This is a genomic window from Paenibacillus sp. NN59, from assembly GCF_057597225.1.
In genome coordinates, this window is the sequence record NZ_CP199678.1 from 3,991,764 (window position 1) to 4,007,779 (window position 16,016).

The following is a 16,016-nucleotide window of genomic DNA, read 5'->3' on the forward strand; positions in this document are numbered from 1 at the left end:
GTAAACCTGCGTTACTCGCTATGTTTATTACAAAAACCGATACTGTGCTTCAATCAGACCGTTGTAAACTCCTTGTTTCTGGATAAGCTGTTCATGGTTGCCCTCTTCCTTGATCTCCCCATGATCCAGCACAATAATATGATCGGCATTACGAATGGTGGAGAGGCGGTGAGCCACCATAAAGGACGTTCGCCCCTGAAGTAATACTTTGAGGGCTTCCTGAATTTTCAACTCCGTTTCCGTGTCAATGCTGGCTGTAGCTTCATCCAGAATCAAGATGCGCGGATCAGCGAGCAATGCCCGGGCAAAAGATAACAATTGCCGTTGTCCCATCGACAACACATTACCTCTCTCTTCCACTTCGGTATCATATCCACCCGGAAGCTTCATGATAAACTCGTGCGCGTTAACGGCCTTCGCCGCTTCTTCCACCTCTTCGTTCGTCGCATCCAGCCGTCCAAAACGAATATTATCCCGAATGGTACCTGAGAAAATAAATGTATCCTGCAGCACAATGCTGATCTGACTACGCAGGCTTTCCACCGTCACATCACGCACGTCATGTCCATCGATGGTCAGGCGGCCGCCCGTGATGTCATAGAAACGGCTAATCAGATTGATGATTGTACTTTTACCCGAGCCTGTATGACCGACAAGTGCGATGGATTGCCCTGCCGCCGCCTTGAAGCTAATGCCTTTCAGCGCCTGTCTTCCCTTTTCGTACTCAAATACGACATTGTCGAATACGATATTCCCTTTAATAGAAGGAAGCGGCTTGGCACCTGGTTTGTCAGCGATATTCGGCTCTTCATCCATAAACTCGAAAATTCGTTCAGAAGATGCCATGGCAACCAGCAACTGATTGTACATCTGTCCCAAACGGTTAATCGGGTCCCAGAAGTTGCCGACATAGTTGGCAAAAGCCACGAGCAAACCCACGGTCAACATTTCATTTTGAATGAGATGTGCGCCGTACCAGAACAGAATTAACGTCCCGAAACCACCTGTAATTTCAATCAAAGGACCAAATCCCTGGTTCATTGCTGATGCTTTGTCCCACGACTTTTTGCTGGACATATTCATGTTGTCGAAGTATTTCATATTTTCTTTTTCTTGAGTGTACGCCTGCGTAACCCGGATTCCTTGAATGGATTCATTCAGGTGAGAGTTAATCCGAGAGTTCTTCATACGCACATCCTGCCACGCCCGGCGAATCAGCACCCGTAATTTTGTAGATATAATGAACATAATCGGCACCGTAATAATCACAGCCAGACCGAGTTTCCAGTTAATCAACAGGAGAATGACGATGATACCAAGCAGCTGCACGCAGTCGATCATGACGTTAACCGCACCATTCGTGAACAGATCCTGTAAAGAATTGATGTCATTCGTTACACGTACAAGCACGGAACCTGCGGGTCTTTTATCAAAAAAGTTAAAGGACAGCTTCTGAATATGTTTGAACAAGTCTGAGCGAAGATCGTAAATCACCCGCTGCCCAATAATATTCGTCAGTTTAATACGGTATGTGTTAGCTGCCCACTGGATGAGATACAGTAGCAAGATTGAACCTGCGATAATATACAGCAGTGTCATGCTAGGTACTCCGGTCTGCGGTGCAATAGCTCTATCGATTGCAAGACTGATTAGAAAAGGTACGGCTAATTTCGTAACCGTTCCAAGAATCATCATTAGAATCACAAACGGCAGGAGCTGCCTCGCATACGGTTTCATGTAAGCAAACAATCGTGCAAACTCTTGCCAGTTAAACGGTTTTTCGATCACTTCATCATCCTGATAGACAAATCGTTCATTCATTTTTTTATTCGAGGTTTCCTTAACCTCTCGCCTGTCTGTTATTGTTTCGGCACTCATGAGTTCACCTGCTCCCCAGCCTCCCGCTTCCCGCGGGCAATGTAGTCTGCATATTGAATGTTATAGACATCCTGGTACGGTCCAGGTACTTGAATTAACTCCGTATGTTTGCCGCGTTGTACCACGCGTCCTTCGTCCAGCACCAGAATCTCATCTGCATGTCGCAGCGAAGAGATCCGATGGGCAATGATAAATGTCGTTCTGCCGCGCATAACCTCTTGAAAGCCCGACTGAATCTCATGTTCGGTTTCCATGTCCACGGCACTTGTGGCATCATCAAGGACAAGAATCTTCGGATTTTTCAGCAAAGCCCGCGCAATAGCAATCCGCTGCTTCTGTCCTCCGGAGAGTCCCATACCGCGTTCACCGACGACCGTATCATATCCTTCGGGAAACTCCATGATAAAGTCATGAGCCTTCGCCAGCTTGGCGGCGCGGATAATCTCTTCCATCGTCACATTTTTCAACCCGTAGGAGATGTTGTTACGTATGCTAGAGGAGAACAGGAACGTCTCCTGGAACACGGAAGCAATCTGACTTCGCAAGCTACGAATGCCCATATCTTTAATGTTTCTGCCATCGAGTTTGATCGAACCGGAGTTCACGTTATAGGCACGCATCAAAAGCTGGATAATCGTAGATTTCCCTGATCCTGTTCCTCCGAGGAAACCGATTACAGAACCAGGCGGAGCATCAAAATTAATATCGGTTACAGCAGGCATTTTGTTACCATAAGCAAACGTTACCGATTCAAAGGTCACATGACCTTTCACCTGATCTGTCTCCACAATAACCGGGTCTTCGGTCTCTTGCACATCCACAGGGGTGTTCAGCAACTCAAGCACCCGTTCACCTGAAGCTTTGGACTGAGTGTAGTTGTTAATGTGAAAGCCGAGGCCCCACATTGGACCAATTATGTACCAGATCAAACTGAAGAAGGCAACAAGTTGACCCAAGGTCAGGGTTTGCTGGATTACCATTCTGCCACCGATCACAAGCAGTAGTACAACACTCACCGATGCCAGAATCTCCATAATCGGAAAATAGCGGCTCCACAACGTGGCGGCATGGATCTGATTCGTTTTGTAGCGTTCATTTCGTGTGGAGAACTTCTCCACTTCATAAGGCTCACGTGCAAACGATTTAACCGTTCTTACACCTGTAATGTTTTCTTGCACCGCTGTAGTCAGCGAGCTTAATGCCAATCGCATTTCCTGAAATGCCGGATGAATTCTGGATTCGAATCGAAGCGCAACGAAGGCAAGCAGAGGGATGCAGACGAGCGTCAACAGTGTTAATTTCCAACTCATCGTCATCATCATTATTGCGCCGAATACGACCATTAGAACCATGTTAAGAATCTGGGCGAAACCAAATCCGATAAAGTTACGGATGGCCTCCAAATCTCCCGTGAGGCGGGACATCAGATCACCTGTTTTGGCCGTATCATAATAACGGAAGGATAAAAATTGAAGTTTTTCATAACAGGCATTACGCAGCCGATAAGCTAAATAATTGCCTAGACGTCCACCAAAGAAACCGTGTAAAAATTGCATGCCAGCTTTCAAAATAACAACACCTAACACCGTCAGGGCAAGCATGGGAACGTCTTCAAAATTACGTGGCACAATAACGTCATCGATCAAAATTCGAAGCAGGTTCGGATAGACTAATCCTAGTGCGGTCGCTAAGGCGAGAAACAAGATCGATACCAATAAATACGTTCGCTTCTCCCAAAAATAGGTTTGCAGTTGCCTGAGAACATCCATGTGTCTCCTCCTCTAATGTTGCTTGAAATGATATGAACATTTATGAAGTTTATCACCGTCCCTCATTCGCGGCAAAGCGAATAATAGACCATATTCAGGCGACTTTCAGCTAATTATCGCATTAACGGATGCCAATAGCCGACTTTCAATCAAATGTTTGAATATTCTCTATATTTCAGGTTGTTCATGCCAAAAAAAGGCTCCCTATATGCCTTTGCGGCGGGAGCCTTTTTTGACGCTTTTTTGCAACATTTTCACTGGGTTATGGAAGAAATCAATTATTTTACAAACGTTTCCAAAATATTTGCAGATGTGATCAACCAACCTTGTGGCAATATAGCGTATCACTTGTCAGAAGTTTCACACGGTGATGCAATCCCCATGACCATCTATTCCTGCATTTGTTCAAGCTGTTCGGACAAGGCCACCCATTGCTCAGCCTGGATTCCACTTGCAAGGGTATCCTGTATGCCCGTAACGGCTTCTTCCAGCCTTTCGGTGAGCTGACGAGAGTGATGCTGTACCGATTGATGAATCTGTGTATCATAAAATTGCACCAGCTTCTGTTCTGAGGCTGGAAGCACTTCAATCATCATCTGTTTGAGCACCGGCTCAAGTGCCTCCTGAAGACGCTGACGCCCGTCTCCTTCAAAGAACTGCTTCGGATTCCGGAAGTAACTCCAATAGTTTTTCCAGCCCGACGGTTCTTCTAGCCGGATTTCATCCAGCACAGGAGTACTCCACTTTTCATCCAAGGTTAAGGACAAGTCGATACCGCCTGTCAGCTGCTTCACTTCATTAATACATTCAGTTACTTGCTTGCCAACCCAAGCATGACCAGTCTGCTCCAATCGCAGTGTTGTGGCGAGCAATTCTTGCTCAAGCTCAATGCCGATCATACGCAACAGCTCCCGGCCGCAAGCTGCGAACGCCGTTTTCAAGTTGCCCTGATCTTCACGTAATACGGATGGATGAAACGCTTCTGCCATAAACTGACCCAGTCGGAAGGCTAAACGCTGTCTGACATGGAAAAGCAATTCATTCGTTTCCTGTGACAGTTCATCCTTCATTGATCGCTGCGCTAATCGCTCAATCCGCAAGCGTGACTGCTCCGAGATCGTGCCCAGTTCATCTCGCCGCTGACGCAGTGTTTCTTCCCCCTGTGCCGCATCCTCTGCACGTTGCTTTAACCGCTGAATGACACGCGCCAGCTCTTCGGAGGCTCCACCGACTGCGAGATCAGCCAGTTCCTTGCCTGCAAATTGATTAAACTCTTCTTCGAAACGCATAAAGCCCGATTGTTGCAATCGATCAACGTTTCCATCCATTTTACCTTCCATCGCAAGCATGCTGGATACCGGGAAAAGACGTGGTGAACGAATCCCGTTTTTTCGCAGTTCTGTCCCTACATGATCGAGCACCTGTTCCAATTCTTCTTCCGAGGAAGATAAATCACTCGCATTGACGACAAAGAACATCTGATCCATCGCGGAGCTATCTTTCACTCGCCCAAGTTGATTCAGGAACTGCCGATCTCCCTGGGAGAAGGCGTGATTATAATAAGTTACAAAAATCAAGGCATCTGCATTTTTCATATAATTAAACGTTACGCCTGTATGCCGGGCATTGACTGAATCAGCTCCAGGTGTATCCACAAGCACTATGCCCTGTTCCGTCACTTCACAGCTGTAATACAGATCAATGGAATCTACAAAACAGGATTTCTTCTCATTGGCTACAAAATGGCGATATCCGTTCAAGTCCACCAGCACATCTTGCCCAAGTTGATCCGCTGTTTCCTCCCAGCCAGCCGCAGCAGCCTGTAAGAAGCTGTAATGCGGACGCCCTGCTGGGTGTACATCCTGAGGCGTGAGTGATTGCACCGTCTTTTGCCATTCCGTGCCCGGCTCTCCAAGACCAAGCAGACGGAAGGAATAGGCGAGGTCCTCCTGGAAGGCCTCCCGGGTCTTCATGCGGACCCGGGCAGTACCATGCTCCATGCCACCGGCCGGAGCCATAATACGGTTGATCGCCGCTGTCGTTGGATGCGGCGATACCGGGAGGACCGCTTCGCCCAGCAATGCGTTGGCGAAGGAGGATTTGCCCGCGCTGAACGCACCGAACAGCGCGAGTGTGAACGTGCCACCCGCAAGCGAAGCCGCGCGTGCACGCAAATCCCGTACCGCCGACCCCATGGCGGGGTACGGCTCCACCAGCGCAGCAGCGGCTTCCAGCCGTGCCGCTGCTGCGTCCAAGCGCCGGCGGCGTTCCGCGCCAGCCGCCGCCGGTGCGCCCTGCGCCGCTGCTGCGCGCGGCGGCGCAGGGGCCTGCGTCTGTGGCTGCGCCGCCACAGACGCGGACGTGCCCGCCTGCGAACCGGGAGCTTCGCCCGGTTCAGGCGCGGGCACGTGCGGGCCCTTCACCTCCGGCAATAGCCCGGAGGGGAGGGGGCCCGCAGGAGGCAGCAGGCTGCGCAGCCCTGCTGCCTCTTCGGCGGCGGCGCGCTGGAGCGCCGTGTAGCGCGCCGCCGCCGCGGATTGCGCCAGCAGCGCTGCGCGGCTGGCGTCCAGCGCCTGGAGCGCGGCTTCGCCCTGCGCAGCCAGCGCTTCCAGGATGCGGTCGGCCAGCAGCATGGCCGACTTACGGTACCGGGCCTCAATCTCGCCCCGGACATCTTTGCTGAATTGCATGACATACTCAGGCGATAGTTCTGCACTCGCACTTCGTTTCAGTTCAAGCAATTCTTCATTAATTACAGGCAACTCTATGTTAAGTGCCTGCTCCCACGCGGCATCCCAGACCTGATAAGCTTCCCCTAGCTGTCTGAGCATCGTCCGAATATGAACCTCCACTTGACTGGAAGTCTGATCCTGAAGCAGTCTCACCAGTTCCGAAGCCCGGCGCTGTTTCTCCTGTTCCGTTTTGCCTCCTGAAAAGAGCAGACCTACCCGGAATCCCGGCTTGCGGCTCTCCAAATAATGACCAGCCGAAGTTCGGATATCCGCTGGGGTCAGGTTTGCGTTAGCAAGCAAAGAATCCACCTCAGCCCTGAATTTCTCACGGACTTGCGACGGTTTGGCTCGAAGCTCTGCGACTTGTTCATCCAGTAGAGCAATCTCACGCTCCAAACGTTCGATACCTTCTTGTCCTCCTACTTGTTCAAGCAGTGCAGTTTCTTCATCTTCTCTCTTCCCGGCTTCCCGTCTCAGATGTTGCTCCGTGATATGACTGGCTGAACTGGCTAAACTGTGAGAGATCAGCTCTTCTTTCTTGGTCATCAACTCAGTAATCAGTTCCGGTAATTGACCCCACTGATTATATCGATGCTGCTGGTCACGCAAGGAAGTGAATAACAGACCGTCATAACGGACTTCCCATGCGGCAAAAATCGCCTCTACCCCATCCACATATTGATCAAACGAAAGCTCCCGTTCCCGATGTTTGTCGATCTGATTCACAATCAAAAATAGTGGCTTCCCCCAGTCGGACAAACTTTTGGCAAAAGAAAGATTTGTCTCCGACTGAACATGATTGTAATCCATCACATAGAACACAACATCAGCCAGATGTAGTGCCGAATGCGTAGCCAGGCTATGTCCGCGATCCGTCGAATCCACACCTGGCGTGTCCAGCAATACAGCATCGTCCTGTAGTAGCGGAATATGATCCCATACTTCTATGGAACTGTACGCCCCTCCATTTTTACAATACGTCTCCAGCTCCTCTGGTGAAACTTCCAATGTTCCTGCTTTATTGTCAGCGCTTACGTTCGGTGAAGTATAAATAAGTGCTCTCGGCTTGCCGTTGCGTATTGCGACGACATTGGCACTGGTTGGCACCGGACTTGATGGCAGTACTCGCTTGCCACACAAGCTGTTGATCAAACTCGACTTGCCTGCCGAGAAATGTCCACAGAACGCAATCGTCAGATGTTTCGTTTCAGCCTTGCTGATTAAATCCGTTAGTGCCTCTACAGCGGTATGGTCCCCTGACTGCTTCATTGCTTCACGTAGCGGTAACAAAGGTGTGGCCATTTCTGCTGGGTAATCTGTTCTGGACATGACTGGCCTTCCTCCTGGCTCCTCTAATTTGACATCCGTTTCGACGTCAATCTCTGATTTATCTTCATATAGTTTAACATCATCATGTTTGAATTTGAACGATTTCACTTGAATCTGCATGTAGATGGATTCCAGATCAATATAAGTTCAATTTGAGATGATTTGCCACGCCCGATGATGTCAAAAAATTCTTTCGAACCAACTCATCACGCTAATTTCCACGTTTACGTTTGTTTGGTACGTTAATCCGTTACTATGTATCTATAAAAAAATAAAACCGACATGTCGGTTTTATACAGGTCATACTTTTTAACTCCCACACTAATTAGGGATGTTTATCATCAAGTAACTGGCTGCATGACATGCCTAGCAGCTACATTAACGATCGCTTCTCGGCAATGTCAATGCAACCAGGTTCCTGATCATAGGTTAACAAAAACTTAAGATACTGCGTTTTCCATTGTAGGCAACAGGATTTCAAAAACTTGACCATGTTGCAAAATGGTAATGCCACGGCCTTTGTCTCTCATTACCACAACCTCAGGCTTTGTAGACATACGCTCCAGATAATGCTCAGGCACGTCACCAGAGTGACTCACAGTAATGCCTTCAACTTCTTTTTCTTCATTCTCCGCCATTTCCTGTTCAACGATTTGTTCAAAAATATCGGAGAAGGCTTCAAAATTGTCAGTGTACACGGAAATGCATTTCATCGTTATTCATCCTTTTCTGCTTATGAATTTAATTTTCGTTTTCGGGTGGTGACACGTTCCTTATCTTTCCTGATCTGGGACGTTTTCATACGTTTTTTCCCTTCCCTGCATATGTCTAAGAGCGGACAGATATGGCATTGGGGAGTTTGAGCCTTGCAATGGTAGCGTCCAAAAAATATAAACCGGTGATGAGTTATTGTCCACTCATCCCGAGGTACGCGCTTCATCAGTTTCTTCTCGACTTCAAGTACGGAGTCATCCCAACCCGCGAGCCCCAGTCTCTTCGACACACGTTCAACATGAGTATCTACAGCGATCGCCGGTACTCCAAACGCATTTGAAACGACAACATTCGCGGTTTTACGTCCGACACCTGGCAGGGTGACAAGCTGATCATGTTCCTGCGGTACATCGCCGCCATACTGCTCTATTAAAATTCGGCACATGTTCTGGATATGCTTGGCCTTGTTTCGGTACAATCCAATTCGGCGAATATCCTGCTCCAGCTCTTCAAGAGGAACCATTAGATAATCGGCCGGGCTTTTGTACTTTTGAAACAAATCTGCAGTGACCTTGTTCACCGTTTCGTCTGTGCACTGCGCAGATAAAAGGACCGCTACCGTTAGTTCAAATGCATTGCTGTGATTTAACTCGCAATGTGCATCAGGAAACATGGCTTCCATGGTTTCGAGTATATGTCTTACCGTCGCTGCATTCATGAAGGGCTACCTCCCACAAGTCTGCTCCACACTGTAGAGCCTTACTTCAAGCTTCAGCCAAGTAGCTTGGCGGGGATCCAAAAAGCTTGCAAAAAAAACGTCTTGATGCGGGAAAGATCCCGTATCAAGACGGTCATTCTTTTGATCCTCGAAAAAGAAACGATTACTGTTTTTGAATCTCCATCACGACGTTGTTCAGGAGATACAATACAATATTATCATTATCTCTGAGAGATTGCACGCTTAAAGTATTGTCACCCTGGTGAACAAATACATTAGATCCCAGTGCAAAACGGTAGTTCATGTCTGATGTTGTTTCGCGTTTAACCAAAATCTGGTTACCCACTCCATCATAAGACCAGAACTGTTTACTCATGACAGTAAGCACTCTGAAACGCGTGGAATTATCTGTATCTTTAGTCATTTCCACACGGTCGCCAACCGTGAGGTTAGTCAAAGATGTTAATATCGAACCGGCTTTAACAACTTTAACAGGTCCACTCACAGATACTTTATCTGTCGCACCATTAAACTGTTTCAATGTAACCGAAGTTGCATCCACTGCAGTAACCTCAGCCAGCGTACGTTTAACCACTTGAACAGCCTTCGGTGTAACTCCTTCAAACGTTACATTAATCAAATTGCCTGCAGTCAACTGGGAAGGTGTAATGGATTGACCACTTTCGCCAGTCAATACCGCTTGATCCACATAAAACTGACTTGTAAGCAGATCTGATTTTACCCGAACACGACCGCTGGATTCCATGGAGACCACTTCGAATTGAGCAACTGTTTTCAATGCAATCTTCTGCGCTACATCCTGATTTGTTCCAAGGGTAACCGCAACATTATCCCCTACCTTCAAATCAGACAGACTAGCCGTTGATTTGTTATACATTTCAACCGCTGGTGCTGTCGTATAAGGAACTGTAATCGTCTGGTTGCCAGATAACAAGCTGATTTTTCGGTTTGTTGTATCAATATTACTAATTGTGCCTTCGTATTTGTAAATTACCTTCACAGACAATGCACGAGTTCCCACATAAGTCAGATCCAGTTTGCGTCCGTCATTGAGCAAGGACTCCAGACCTGCCAGTGTCGGTTTGACTGAGTTATAGTCCATTTTTGTTTTTTCATCCAGTGTGAATACATAAGGTTTTTTATTTACATCCAGTACAGTAAGCACTTTGGTCTTACTGTTATAGGATACAACTGTAGCCCCGTTCAGAGGCTCCATTTGCCGGCCAATCACCTGAATGCGCGTTACCTGGTCATCACTGTTTAATGTTAATTCAACTTTGTCACCATTGTTCGCATCTGTAATCAGGTCATTGAGCGTTGCATCTTGAATACCATTGATAATCACTTCCGGTTTCTCGCTCAGCAATTTTGCTTCAAGTGAACCTCCATCACGTTTATACGTCAATGTGGATTGGTTGCCGCCGATCTCAACTAATGTTCCACGAACGGATTGTTCTACGCCCTGATTCAGCTCAATTGTCTGCAGAACACTGTCTTTGACAGTGTATTTCACAGTGCTGCCTGCCTTCAAATCAGCCAAAGACAAAATGCGGTTTTGATAACGTATAATTAGATTATCTGTATACGTATACTGCTCTGTTGCCCCCGCAGCATTCACGAGCTTGATCGTTTTTCCGGAAGTAACCACTTCCGCAACTACACCGCTATCACTCTTGTTAACGATACCGGATTTAACCCGGATGACCACTGTTTTTTTGTCAGCAGAGAACGTCTCGCGCTGTACTTCAATGATGCTGTCCACTGTAATATCAGACAATTTAATTGCTTTTCCGTTCTGATCCATGAATGCAGTATTCTCATCATAAGTATATGTTTCATAGTTTTCGCCTACAAAGAGACCGATTTTGTTCCCGGACAATGCACGCGCAAACGTACCTTCTACGCTCTCCATTTGTTGCTTGGCATCAACAACCTCCACATAGGAAGCTGCACCTGCCGAACCAACGATAAGAACTTTCGTATATAGTTTCACATCCGATGCAGATGCGCGTGTTTCACTATCTTTGGTAAAGTACGGGGTATTGCTGTTCACTGCATAGTTAACCGTTTTACCGTCAACTAGTAGCGTGATCTGCCCGTCTTTCAATCCGGTAACATAACCCGTAGAAGTATTCGGATACTTCGTATCCGTCAATGATTCACCACGACTAAAAAATGTCGCAAGCTGAGCACGAGTTACAGAGCCTGTCGGATTGAACTTGTTGTTTTCCAAACCTTTGGCCAGATCCAAACTAACAGCCAGATTTACATACCCTTTCGCACTGTCTGAAATATTTGCGTTGTCAGCAAATCCAGTGGACTGATTATTCTGTGCTTTCGCTTCAGCATCTTTGTTCAACGAGCGGATTAATAGTTTAGTAATCCATTCACGAGTTGCCGGCTTTTGTCCCCATGTTGTTTTGGAGACATCAGATGATGCTTCTTCCGTTTTATCCACGAGTCCCAATTGAAGTGCAAGCGCAACATATGGCTTAAAGTAGTTTCCTACTTGCATATTTGTCGGTAATGCCGCAGCCGTGCTCGTGTTCAACTGCGATTCCGTATTCATAAAACGGATGGCCATCGTTATCGCTTCTTGTTGCGTTACCGCGTCCCCTGGACGAAACAGGCCGTTATTGCCGAGAAGAATACCTTGATACGCCAGCTTGTATACATGTTTCTCAGCCCAGTATCCAGCCTTGATATCACTAAACAAACCTGTTGGTGCAGCCGTACTTTGTACTGCCGCATTTTGGCCCTGTCCCGTTTCTGTTGTGTCTGCTGCCATAGCAGCTCCACCCGCGCTAAGGGCCATCATGCCTGCAAGCACGGCTGATACTACTTTTTTAGAGTGTGATGGATGGTTATATTTAAAAGTCACCTATGATTCCCCTCTCTCATATAAAAACGACCTCAATCCGTGAGTCTACGGTAACGCACTTGAAGCAAAACTTAATTGGATCTTGTCATTGGATGTTCAAGATCCACATGTCCCATCAAACTTTCAGTTGATTTACCATCTACCAGCAGATCAAGTGATTTTACCTCATCGAACTGGAAGAACGTTTGTTTCAACGCATCGATGGCAAACGATTCACCACCAGCACCAAGACGTGCCGTATCCGGCATATGAATATCCAGTGTCAGTGCTCCATCCTTGAATTGAACTGATTTCAGCTCAATATCCTTGGACCATAGCGGAACGAGCTTCTCATCTTTGCTTTGCTGCAAAGAAGCAAAAGCCTCTTTATATTTGTCATCTTCCGATGCAAACGTAATTTCGGCTGACGCTTTGTGAAGTTCCAGCTCCTCCGGATCGGTATAAAACACTTCGATAGACTTCTTCTCCTTGCTATCGGATGTTGAAGGTTTGTCCGTAGATACTTCACCAGAAGAAGCTCCACCAGAAGACGTTGTTCCCTCCGAGCTTCCGTTCGCTGAGTTAGATGGTGTTGTGTTATCCTCGGAACCAGCCGTAGTAGGGTCGGTAATGACCTGACCGTCCACTTCTGTAGCGCCGTTCCCTGTTTGTGTCTCTGATCCCGCACCTTGTGTCTGGTTTGGAGCAGCTGTCGGTTTACTACCACATCCAGCAGCTACGGCCATAACCGTTACCAGCAAAGCTGCGATCCATATTTTTTTGTTCATTCTAACTCATCCTCCTCAGCATAAGGGTTGTCCCTTATTAAATTCCCAAATACTCCTTGATCCCAGCAACAATACCTTTGGCTACATTGTTCTGGAAATTTTCCGTAAACAATACAGCTTCATCACTCTTGTTGCTAAGGAATCCTCCCTCTAACAGCACCGCAGGCATCGTTGTTTCACGGGTTACGTGGAGACTGGCCATTTTTACTCCCCGGTCTTTTAAACCGGAAGACTTCACGAGATACTTGTGCATAATATTAGCCAGTTCCTTACTAACCGAGCGGGAATAAAAAGTTTCTACCCCCGTTGCCGCGACAGGGCCGCTATTCGCATGAATGGAGATGAAGATATCTGCATTTATGTTCTGTGCAACCTTCACACGTTCTTTCAGTGCGAGAAATGTATCATCACTACGTGTTAATACGACATCGATCTGAGGCTCTTTTTTCAGAAGTGCCTCCACTTTTAATGCCATGGCAAGATTGAAATCTTTTTCTCTTTTGCCTGTAACACCAATCGCTCCAGGGTCTTGATCTCCGTGCCCCGCATCGATGACTACAACTTTCTTGCCATTCCCACCAACGGGCGGAGCAGGTGTGCTACCTTGATTGTTTAGATCAATGATGAGCAATCCTGAATCGTTCTGCACACTGTACCCTTTGGCGCCTGTCAGATCAATAACAAACCGAATGGTAGAAGGACTGTTGCTATATAAGGAATAACGAATTTGAGACACATCTGGATAACCGTTAACAACGAGTTGACCATTTTGATTGCTATCCAGCGCCTGACCTTGACTAAACGAATCCGCAAAAGCCGTATTTGGCAGATCAATTACAATTCGATCCGGGCCGTTCATCGTAAATACGTTCGGCTTTGTGCTTCCACTTGTAGCAATCATGAAACGGTTGTCGCTAAAGCTAATGCCGTTCACTTGTACAAGACCTTCCTGACTCGATCCTCCGCCATCGTTACCAGAGTTCGGGGGAGTGGTTGTCCCGTTTCCGGAACCTGCATTCTGGGTAACTAATGTTACCGTCTTCGTGGTGTTGTTCCAACCCACCTTAAGACCCATTTGCTCTCCGATGAAACGGAGTGGTACTAAAGTCGTACCATTTTTTACGAGGGGCGGGGCATCCAGGTCTACGTTACTGCCGTTCACTGTTGCCGTCTTCTGTCCAACAATCATCTGCATGGCAGTGTTGTCTTTGCTAATCGTCACCGTTTGCGACTGTTGTTTCCAATCGACAGAGTATCCCAAACTTTCGGAAACCGTACGAATCGGAACCATCACCTTACCATTGATGTTATCCGCTTTCGCATCCGAAGGCTGTACGATCTCATTCCCGTCTAGGATAATTTTCGTGTCTGCTGCTGCATGACTATAGCCCGGGAAAACGAGCCCAAAGACAAATAACAGTACCAAAAAACCGAACTTCTTCATCCTTCACCCCTACCAATCTCATATTTTTTTGCCGCATGTTGTAGGCTTGCAACTTTCACTGCGCACTTGGGCATTACCAGACACCTATTAGACGTCTCCCAATCTCAAAAGTTGCGAATATATTCCAACATAACAGAAAAAAAACGTTGTCAGATCAAGCTTTTTTTACATTTTAATGTCTTATTTTTTCCTAATTTATCAATTATGCATCTTGAAACAACGGACTTCCCTACTCTGCATATTTACGAAAAATCCCATTCTACAAACTCAAATAATCTAAAATTCCGTCGACAATCGCTTGAGCACACTGATCCTGATATGACTCTGTAAGCATCAGAGCTTCATCGGTTGGATTGCTCAAAAAACCTAATTCAAGGAGTACAGCCGGCATCGATGTTTCCCGAGTCACGTGCAGACTCGCCACTTTTACGCCGCGATCTTTAAGTCCTGTAACAGGTAATACGTGCTTGTGAAGGATTTCCGCTAAACTTTTACTTTCTTTTCGTGTGTACAATGTTTCTATCCCGTTTGGAACCGGAGTTGTGAATTTGTTTCCATGAATGGACACAAACAGATTCGCCTGGTTCAGCTTCGCTATATCCACACGTTGTTGCAAGGAAAGTTCTGTATCATCCTGACGTGTAATCACGGTCTGAATGTTGGCATGCTGTTCCAGAAGCGCCTTCACTTTAAGTCCTACCGCTAGATTAAAATCTTTTTCGTAAGCACCTGATACACTGACTGCGCCAGACTGACGTCCACCATGTCCAGGGTCAATAACAATCACTGTTTTACCGTTATTCTCCGGTAAGGCTGGCTGACTACCCGATGTTCCATTCGTAGCTGAGAGATCAACGAGCAACACGTTATTCTCTCCAAGTGACCAGTTTGCTGTTGTACTTTGATTTAGATCCAAAACCACTCGCACCGTCGATGGCGACTGGCTGAACATGGCAAATCGGACTTTAGAAACAAGAGATGAGTCCATGACATCGATTTGCCCACTTCCGTCCGGATTCGAAGCCTGTCCCTGTACAAATGTCTGTGAAAAGGTTGTATTCGGCAGATCTACAATAATCCGCTCAGGCCCGCTAATACTAGACACTTTAGGGCTGATGTTTCCATTTGTCGCAACGATTAAACGGTCTCCGCTGTAACTTATGCTTTGCAGTTCCGTCAAACCAACCGGGGCAGGAGTCACCACCGGATCACTGTCAGGCTCCGTATCTACTACAGGTGGAATACTAAACAGGCTAACCGTTTTAGTACCATTGTCCCATCCTACCTGTAGTCCCATGCCCTCACCTACAAAACGCAAAGGTACTAGTGTTGTACCCTGTTTAATCAAGGGAGGTGCATCCAGATTGACGACATTTCCATTAATCGTAGCTGCATCTTTGCCAGCCGTCATCTCGATGGAGCTTTTGCCTCGCTGAACGTGCACCGTTTGCGTTGCCTGTTCCCATTTCACGTCATAACCCAGGTTTTCGGATACAATCCGAATCGGAACCATGACCGTTTTCCCAATATTCTCTGCGGGTGCTCCTACTTTTTGGTCAATGGTGACTCCATCAAGCACGATCGAAGGCGCACGGTCTGCATGAGCCATCACTGGGAAAAGACAAAGGAACAGAAAAAAAATGACTGCTGCCGACCATTTCTTCATTCGTCATCCACCATTCTAGTTAAGTTATGTAGATTTGAGGCCTGATTCACTACCTGTATTACGCTATGTACCCTTCCATAATCTACTATCCAGTCTA

At 47.0% G+C, this 16,016-nt stretch carries 9 protein-coding genes; all 9 read right to left on the reverse strand.

Going from position 1 to position 16,016, the window contains the following annotated elements:
* Positions 1-27: 27 nt before the first annotated feature.
* The 9 genes from ACT89M_RS17495 to ACT89M_RS17535 all read right to left on the reverse strand — a co-directional run bounded on the left by ACT89M_RS17495 (position 28) and on the right by ACT89M_RS17535 (position 15,919).
* Positions 28-1,878, reverse strand: a complete 1,851-nt coding sequence (locus tag ACT89M_RS17495; RefSeq protein WP_308723381.1) for an ABC transporter ATP-binding protein — start codon at positions 1,876-1,878, stop codon at positions 28-30.
* Entirely contained in the window at positions 1,875-3,647 is a 1,773-nt protein-coding gene (locus ACT89M_RS17500; RefSeq protein ID WP_090917085.1) for an ABC transporter ATP-binding protein, read from the reverse strand. Before ACT89M_RS17500 ends, ACT89M_RS17495 begins: the two co-directional genes overlap by 4 nt.
* 389 nt (positions 3,648-4,036) lie before the next feature.
* Entirely contained in the window at positions 4,037-7,708 is a 3,672-nt protein-coding gene (locus ACT89M_RS17505; protein ID WP_441342910.1) for a dynamin family protein, read from the reverse strand.
* A gap of 440 nt (positions 7,709-8,148) precedes the next feature.
* On the reverse strand, positions 8,149-8,421 hold the full coding sequence (locus ACT89M_RS17510; protein WP_090917088.1) for an NAD/NADP transhydrogenase alpha subunit: 273 nt from the start codon (positions 8,419-8,421) through the stop codon (positions 8,149-8,151).
* A gap of 20 nt (positions 8,422-8,441) precedes the next feature.
* On the reverse strand, positions 8,442-9,140 hold the full coding sequence (gene nth / locus ACT89M_RS17515; protein ID WP_090917090.1) for an endonuclease III: 699 nt from the start codon (positions 9,138-9,140) through the stop codon (positions 8,442-8,444).
* A 163-nt stretch (positions 9,141-9,303) separates the two neighbouring features.
* On the reverse strand, positions 9,304-12,042 hold the full coding sequence (locus ACT89M_RS17520; RefSeq protein WP_154890580.1) for an S-layer homology domain-containing protein: 2,739 nt from the start codon (positions 12,040-12,042) through the stop codon (positions 9,304-9,306).
* Positions 12,043-12,113: 71 nt separating this feature from the next.
* Positions 12,114-12,809: a GerMN domain-containing protein gene (locus ACT89M_RS17525; RefSeq protein ID WP_154983645.1), complete on the reverse strand. Its 696-nt coding sequence runs from the start codon at positions 12,807-12,809 to the stop codon at positions 12,114-12,116.
* Positions 12,810-12,846: 37 nt separating this feature from the next.
* Entirely contained in the window at positions 12,847-14,253 is a 1,407-nt protein-coding gene (locus tag ACT89M_RS17530) for an N-acetylmuramoyl-L-alanine amidase family protein (RefSeq protein WP_154983646.1), read from the reverse strand.
* A 259-nt stretch (positions 14,254-14,512) separates the two neighbouring features.
* Positions 14,513-15,919, reverse strand: a complete 1,407-nt coding sequence (locus ACT89M_RS17535) for an N-acetylmuramoyl-L-alanine amidase family protein (protein ID WP_154957549.1) — start codon at positions 15,917-15,919, stop codon at positions 14,513-14,515.
* Positions 15,920-16,016: the final 97 nt, after the last annotated feature.

Coding starts and splice junctions, on each gene's coding strand:
- ACT89M_RS17495 (WP_308723381.1), bottom strand. CDS start 1,878: ATGAGTGCCGAAACAATAACAGACAGGCGAGAGGTTAAGGAAACCTCG.
- ACT89M_RS17500 (WP_090917085.1), bottom strand. CDS start 3,647: ATGGATGTTCTCAGGCAACTGCAAACCTATTTTTGGGAGAAGCGAACG.
- ACT89M_RS17505 (WP_441342910.1), bottom strand. CDS start 7,708: ATGTCCAGAACAGATTACCCAGCAGAAATGGCCACACCTTTGTTACCG.
- ACT89M_RS17510 (WP_090917088.1), bottom strand. CDS start 8,421: ATGAAATGCATTTCCGTGTACACTGACAATTTTGAAGCCTTCTCCGAT.
- nth (WP_090917090.1), bottom strand. CDS start 9,140: ATGAATGCAGCGACGGTAAGACATATACTCGAAACCATGGAAGCCATG.
- ACT89M_RS17525 (WP_154983645.1), bottom strand. CDS start 12,809: ATGAACAAAAAAATATGGATCGCAGCTTTGCTGGTAACGGTTATGGCC.
- ACT89M_RS17530 (WP_154983646.1), bottom strand. CDS start 14,253: ATGAAGAAGTTCGGTTTTTTGGTACTGTTATTTGTCTTTGGGCTCGTT.
- ACT89M_RS17535 (WP_154957549.1), bottom strand. CDS start 15,919: ATGAAGAAATGGTCGGCAGCAGTCATTTTTTTTCTGTTCCTTTGTCTT.